Source organism: Paenibacillus diazotrophicus (genome assembly GCF_042610465.1).
Genome location: NZ_JBGJZN010000005.1, coordinates 434,981 through 441,599 on the forward strand (window position 1 = coordinate 434,981; position 6,619 = coordinate 441,599).

The 6,619-nt window shown below is 46.5% G+C and carries 5 protein-coding genes; all 5 read left to right on the plus strand.

The features are described 5' to 3' along the window. Positions 1-129: 129 nt before the first annotated feature. Positions 130-1,416 carry a homoserine dehydrogenase gene (locus ACAN54_RS20935; RefSeq protein ID WP_379159835.1) on the plus strand — a complete coding sequence of 429 codons (1,287 nt, stop codon included), beginning with the start codon at positions 130-132 and terminating at the stop codon, positions 1,414-1,416. A gap of 58 nt (positions 1,417-1,474) precedes the next feature. Then, positions 1,475-2,455, plus strand: a complete 981-nt coding sequence (thrB, locus tag ACAN54_RS20940; protein ID WP_379159838.1) for a homoserine kinase — start codon at positions 1,475-1,477, stop codon at positions 2,453-2,455. Continuing rightward, on the plus strand, positions 2,452-3,339 hold the full coding sequence (pheA, locus tag ACAN54_RS20945) for a prephenate dehydratase (protein ID WP_379159841.1): 888 nt from the start codon (positions 2,452-2,454) through the stop codon (positions 3,337-3,339). The genes thrB and pheA overlap by 4 nt, the downstream gene beginning before the upstream one ends. A 4-nt stretch (positions 3,340-3,343) precedes the next feature. After that, on the plus strand, positions 3,344-4,225 hold the full coding sequence (gene ilvE / locus ACAN54_RS20950; RefSeq protein WP_379159844.1) for a branched-chain-amino-acid transaminase: 882 nt from the start codon (positions 3,344-3,346) through the stop codon (positions 4,223-4,225). 360 nt (positions 4,226-4,585) lie between these two features. Further along, positions 4,586-6,253, plus strand: a complete 1,668-nt coding sequence (locus tag ACAN54_RS20955) for a LysM peptidoglycan-binding domain-containing protein (protein ID WP_379159847.1) — start codon at positions 4,586-4,588, stop codon at positions 6,251-6,253. Positions 6,254-6,619 lie beyond the last annotated feature (366 nt).

A 6,619-nucleotide genomic window follows, 5' to 3' on the forward strand; every position in this document is an offset into this window, starting at 1 on the left:
GCAAGTTTTATTACGGAGTATATCCAAGAAGTATTGCTTCATAAAACTTAGGCATATGCTTTCGAAGCGAGTTTTATTACGTAGTATAACCAAGGAGTATTGCTTCATAAAACTTTTAGGAGGATTCAAATGAAGCCGGTCAAAGTGGGGTTACTGGGTCTGGGAACAGTAGGTACGGGCGTAGTCCGTATCGTAGAAGGGAATCAGGAGGATCTGAGCAGCCAGGTGGGTTCTCCGATTGTTATTGAGCGCATTGCAGTGAAGAATACTGAGAAAGCCCGGGATATCGATGTGGATGCCGCTATAATCACCGATGATCCGTGGGCAGTTATCCGTGATCCGGAGATTGACGTTATTGTAGAAGTGATGGGCGGGATCGCCGGAACGAAGGAATATATTCTGGAGGCTTTGGAACGAGGCAAGCATATCGTGACCGCCAACAAAGATTTGATGGCGCTACATGGTTCGGAGATTCTGGCCAAGGCGCAGGAGAAACAATGCGATGTATTTTATGAAGCCAGTGTGGCCGGTGGAATTCCAATTATACGTACATTGATCGAAGGCTTCTCCTCTGATAAAATCGTAAAGATTATGGGCATCGTAAACGGGACTACCAATTACATACTAAGCAAAATGAGTCAGGAAGGCGCATCCTACCTTGATGTGTTGAAAGAAGCTCAGGAGCTGGGATACGCTGAATCAGATCCGACCTCGGATGTCGAGGGCCTGGACGCTGCGCGCAAAATGGCCATTCTCGGCACACTTGGTTTTCGGACCAACGTTGAGCTAAGTGATGTCAGTGTCAGCGGCATCTCTGGTGTGAGCAAGGAGGATATTGCTTTTGCCAAAAGACTGGGCTATGAAATGAAACTGCTGGGCATCGCCGAGAGTCACGAAGATGAATTCAGTATTAGTGTGGAGCCCACGATGATTCGGGCAAGCCATCCGATTGCTTCCGTGAACGGTGTATATAATGCGGTATATGTATATGGTCAAGCTGTGGGAGAAACCATGTTCTATGGTGCAGGGGCCGGTGCTATGCCAACAGCAACTTCCATCGTAGCGGATCTGGTGGCCGTTATTAAGAATCTTAAGCTGGGTGTTAACGGGCTGAAACAGATTGTTCCGTACAAACAGAAGAAGCTCAAAAGTGATGAAGATATCTTTTATAAGAATTTCCTGCTGCTGCATGTGGATGATAAAGCAGGGGTTCTAGCCAAAATCACGCAGGTGTTTGCTGAGTACGATGTCAGTCTGGATTCCGTAGTACAGCAGGCGAATCCTCATAATCCGGACGCTGAGATCATCATCGTGACACACAATGCGAGCAAGGCAAGTATGAATAAAGTAATGCGGCATCTGGAGCAGCTTAAGGTTATTCACCGTATTAAGAGCCACTATCGCGTAGAAGGCTGAACCTTGAATCCTCTATGACAGCTCCGCTCCAAAAATAAAGAAGGAGATTTTACCAGCTATGAGTATGTACGGAAGGTCTAGAGTTAAAGTACCCGCCAGTACCGCTAATCTGGGGCCGGGTTTTGATACGCTGGGCATGGCACTATCCCTATATGCCTGGATTGAAATGGAGGAAGCCGCAGAAACTGTATTTCATCTTTATGGAGATGAGATGGCAGGTGTAGCTAAGGATAAGAGCAATTTACTCTACCAGGTGGCACAAATGGTCTTTGCTGAAGCGGGTGTAGAGATTCCCGAGCTTTCCATTACCATGTACTCCGATATCCCGCTTACACGTGGACTTGGAAGTAGTGCATCGGCGATTGTTGGGGGAATGGCAGCAGCAAATACATTGATTGGTTCCCCCTTGAGTCTAGCCAAGCTGTTCGATATGGCAACAGCCCTAGAGAAGCATCCCGATAATGTGGGAGCCTCACTCTTCGGTGGGATTATCACAGCTGTATGGGATGGCAAGCATGCGGAATATATCCGGATTGAGCCTCCCCGTGATCTTGAGGTTCTTGTAGTTATTCCAGAATTCGAGCTTTCTACCACCAAAGCACGTGGTGTGCTTCCATCTGAGATCTCGGTGGGGGATGCTGTCCATAACATCAGCCGGACCTCACTGCTGACCGCTGCCTTGGCTACAGGCCGGCTCGATCTCATCGGCCCTGCCATGCAGGATCGTCTGCATCAGCCTTATCGGGCGCCTCTGGTGCCTGGTATGGAGAAGCTGCTGGCTGAAGCGACAAGTCATGGGGCACTGGGTATTGCCCTAAGTGGTGCCGGACCTACACTGCTTTGTATGGTTGAGCGAAATGGGGACCGTAAGCAGGAGCTGGAGCTTTTTCTAAAACAAACAATGATGGAGCATGGTATTCCCGCTCTAACCTGCTGGCTGTCGCCCTGTACTTCAGGGGTTGTCTCAGAGCTGATCGAAACAAACCAGATGCAAAGTAAGTCATTTTTGGATATGATAAAAGGGGAAAAACAGTTATGAAATCAATAGCAGTGTTGCCGCAGGGTTCAGTCTCACACGAAGCGCTGCTGCATTTATTCGGTGATGAGCCTGTAAATATTGAGCATCATAAGCTTATCTCTGATGTTTTTCTGGCCACAGCTAATGGTGTGACGGACTACAGCGTGATTCCTATTGAGAATACGATCGAAGGTTCGGTGAGTCTGCATATTGACTGGCTCATTAACGAAGTGAACCTGCCAATGCAGGCGGAGTGGATTTTTCCGTCCGTTCAGAATCTGATCAGTAATCCCAAGGAATTCACGGATGCTGAAGGCCGTAAGGATTACTCTAAAGTGGTCAAAATCCTTTCTCATCCTGTTGCCATGGCACAATGCCTGCACTTTATCCGCAATCACGCTCCTTGGGCTGAACTGGAATCGGTCGGAAGCACATCCGAAGCCGTTGAAATTGTGTCTAAGAATCCCGGTAGGGGCTGGGCGGCAATCGGTACAGCGCTTGGCGCAGCGACGCACGGGCTTGAGATAGTAGAGCGGCAGGTTACAGACCATAATAACAATTACACCCGGTTTGTGCTGGTAGGTCATCAGAAGCTGGAACTTCCACGAACAAGCAGTGGTGACAAGACAAGCATTCTTGTGACTCTTCCAGAAGATTTTCCGGGGGCGCTCCATCAGGTGCTGGCTGCATTTGCTTGGCGTCGGCTGAATTTATCGCGTATTGAGTCACGGCCGACGAAGAAGAAATTGGGCACTTATTATTTTTATATTGATGTGCTGGAACCGATAGAATCGGTCCTGCTCCCGGGGGCAATTGAAGAAATCAAAGCCTTGGGCTGTCAGGTGCGGATTCTGGGCTCGTATCCCACATACACCTATGAGGAAGAGAAAGCGGAGGTGCAGTAAGTTCATGGCTGAGCAATGGATCTATCTAGATGGACAACACGTAACGAAGGAAAATGCAAAGGTGTCCGTGTTTGATCACGGATTTTTATACGGAGACGGTATTTTTGAAGGCATCCGTATCTACAACGGCAACATTTTTAAGTGCAAGGAACATCTGGACCGGCTGTATGATTCAGCGAAATCCATCATGCTGGACATTCCGCTGAGCTATGATGAGATGCTGGAAGCCATGGCTGAAACTATTCGTCTGAATGAGATGCGTAACGGATATATCCGTCTGATTGTATCCCGCGGCCCCGGCAATTTAGGTCTGGATCCCCGCCGTTGCCCCAAAGCCAGCGTTATCATTATTGTAGAACAGCTGGCTATTTATCCGGAACAGGCTTACTTGAACGGACTTCGTGCGGTTTCTGTCTCGCAACGCCGCAATATCCCGGATGCGCTGAATCCGAAGATCAAATCTCTGAACTATCTCAATAACATCCTTGTCAAAATCCAGTCCAATCTGGCAGAGGCAGACGAAGCAATCATGATGAATGCTCAAGGGTATGTAACCGAAGGTTCAGGAGACAATATTTTCATCGTCAAAAGAGGCGTTGTCTACACTCCGCCTTGCTATCTGGGAGCGCTTGAAGGTATAACTCGCCTGGCCATTATTGAGCTGTGCGAAAAGCTAGGTTTAACCCTGAAAGAAGAACCGTTCACTATGCATGATGTGTATATTGCGGATGAAGTTTTCTTCACCGGTACAGCAGCCGAAGTTATTGCAGCTCGTGAAATTGACGGCCGGGTTATTGGTGCAGGACATGCAGGGCCAATTACACTGCAGCTGCTTGAAGAGTTCCGCAATGTTGTGGACAAAGACGGTTACAAGGTTTGGGAATAAAACGCGTTTAGAACAAAACCAAATGTTACAGCAAAAATCCTCTCATGCCATGCATGAAAGGATTTTTTTTGTTTAAGGGATGTCAATCGCCTATGGGCTGCATAAGATGTAGTAACGAAGGGGGCGGCTGCTCTGCATATGAGGAAGCAGGGAGGCAGAATACCTAGCAAGGCACTCAGCATCAGAGATTGCAGCTAGGCTATTGTAGTGCACACGCCGTTCATAGAAGTATGAGCCCGCAAAACCTGGCATATGCTTTTCGGAGTTGCGTTTTGAACAAAGTTGGTTCGGGAAGCCATGCGAAACAAAATCTAGCTATGATTTCGAACCGAGTTTTGCGTGAGACGGGGCTGGAGAGTAATGCTCACAAAACTTATAGGAGGTTATTGCTGCGTGAAAATACACATTGTCAAATCCGGCGATACGCTATATGCATTATCGCAAAAGTACGGAGTACCTCTGCAAAAAATCATCGACGCCAATCCACAAATCAGTAATCCGGATGTGCTTGCCGTTGGCGATAAGGTCAAAATTCCAACATCAGCCGTTCAGGTTCCCGAAAACCATGAGGTCTACTACAAACACACTGTTAAGCAAGGGGATACCTTGTGGAAGCTGTCCAAAGCATGGGGAATTACACTAAAGGATATGATTGATGCTAACACTCAACTGAAGAATCCTAATGCACTCCTGGTTGGCGAAATGGTCAATATACCTAAAAAGGGCAACCCTTCTGCTATGGATCCACAATCTGAAGCAACGGCTATAATTGACAAAACAAAACTTGGATCCAAAGATTATACCGGAGTCAAAGAGCAGCCATCCGACGAAGTTTCACCAGCAGTGAATAATGTGCCTCAAGTTGTGCCTGTACAGCCAGAAGTCTCACCTATAATGAACAAAGCACCAGAAGTCTCACCTATAGTGAACAAAACGCCAGAAGTCTCACCTATAGTGAACAAAGCACCAGAAGTCTCACCTATAGTGAACAAAGCGCCAGAAGTCTCACCTATAGTGAACAAAACGCCAGAAGTCTCACCTATAATGAACAAAACGCCAGAAGTCTCACCTATAATGAACAAAGCGCCAGAAGTTTCACCGGTTCATGAAAAAATTCATGAAACACAAAGTTTGTTTGTGCAAATTTCAATGCCTACACAGGAAATCATGAAGCATGAAACGCCTATGGGAAAGTCATATTCAGAAATTCAGCCCACTTTCTGGTATGAAAACAAAGCTCCGTCATGTGGTAACACGGTAGGATACCCCGGACTAAGTGGAAATCCATATTTCGGGGATTGCCCACCGGCTTATCCGCTCTATGAGCCTATGGGTGTAATGGGGATGAACTCAGCTCCAAATTTCGTTCAGCCAGCAAACTATATGCCGGAGTATGCTTCCCCATACGACATGTATCCGGTATCCGATTTTACGGGAGCATGGTATCAGAATTCTACACCGGAATATCCCAATATCAGTCCTTTCAGCGAAAATTCCTCATATGGTATGCCTCAGTATGAAGAACAGGCCGTTAATTTGCCATGGCCCTCCTGCGGCTGCGGTCCAGCAATGCCGTTACAGCAGGCTCAGCCCTATTCCTATGAGCAGCCGATGATTAATCCATATCCTGACTATATGCAGCAGATGCCAGGGATGATTTCACCTTATGGAGTAGCTGAGGCCCCGCAAGGAAATGTGATATCACCCAATATGTTTACAGCTCCTATGGTCTCGAATATTCCGGCATATCCTATGTATCCGGGCCTAGAGAATGATACACATAATCGGGTACCTGAGATTCAGGATCCTGAATTTATTCAGCAGGAAACGATACCAGCAGTGGAAGCGGAACATTCTGGACCAGCAATGAAGAGTAAAGGAGGAACAGCAAAAGCATCTGCAGCTAAAGTGAAAACTTCAGCGCAATCTACTACTTCCAGCCCTAAAACCTCCAGCAAGCAGCGCCCCCATCAGAATTCTCGTAAAGGGGTTACGAAAAAGAGCAGAAATCCATGGATCTCGAACTAACAATCCTTTAGGTTGTCTTTTAAAAGCATACTGCCCTGCATTGAATAATGCTGGACAGTATGCTTTTTTCTTGTGGGTATGAATTCATAAATAGTGATACTAAGTGGCTTAAAGGCTATTTTAAATTGGTAAAAATTAAGGTTGTCTTTAGCAATAGATTCGTGTTATATTATAAATCCAGTCGCAGACAGGTAACAATAGTTTGATGATTGGAGTTATGGATACTTAATCAATATGCTAACATGGTTTATTGAAAAAAAGGTGTTGCAATTGATCGAAGAACATGATATATTATAAGAGTTGCTGGTGACGAGATAAACGGCGCCGACAACGAGCTTGATCTTTGAAAACTGAACAACGAGTGAG

Coding starts and splice junctions, on each gene's coding strand:
- ACAN54_RS20935 (WP_379159835.1), top strand. CDS start 130: ATGAAGCCGGTCAAAGTGGGGTTACTGGGTCTGGGAACAGTAGGTACG.
- thrB (WP_379159838.1), top strand. CDS start 1,475: ATGAGTATGTACGGAAGGTCTAGAGTTAAAGTACCCGCCAGTACCGCT.
- pheA (WP_379159841.1), top strand. CDS start 2,452: ATGAAATCAATAGCAGTGTTGCCGCAGGGTTCAGTCTCACACGAAGCG.
- ilvE (WP_379159844.1), top strand. CDS start 3,344: ATGGCTGAGCAATGGATCTATCTAGATGGACAACACGTAACGAAGGAA.
- ACAN54_RS20955 (WP_379159847.1), top strand. CDS start 4,586: ATGCTCACAAAACTTATAGGAGGTTATTGCTGCGTGAAAATACACATT.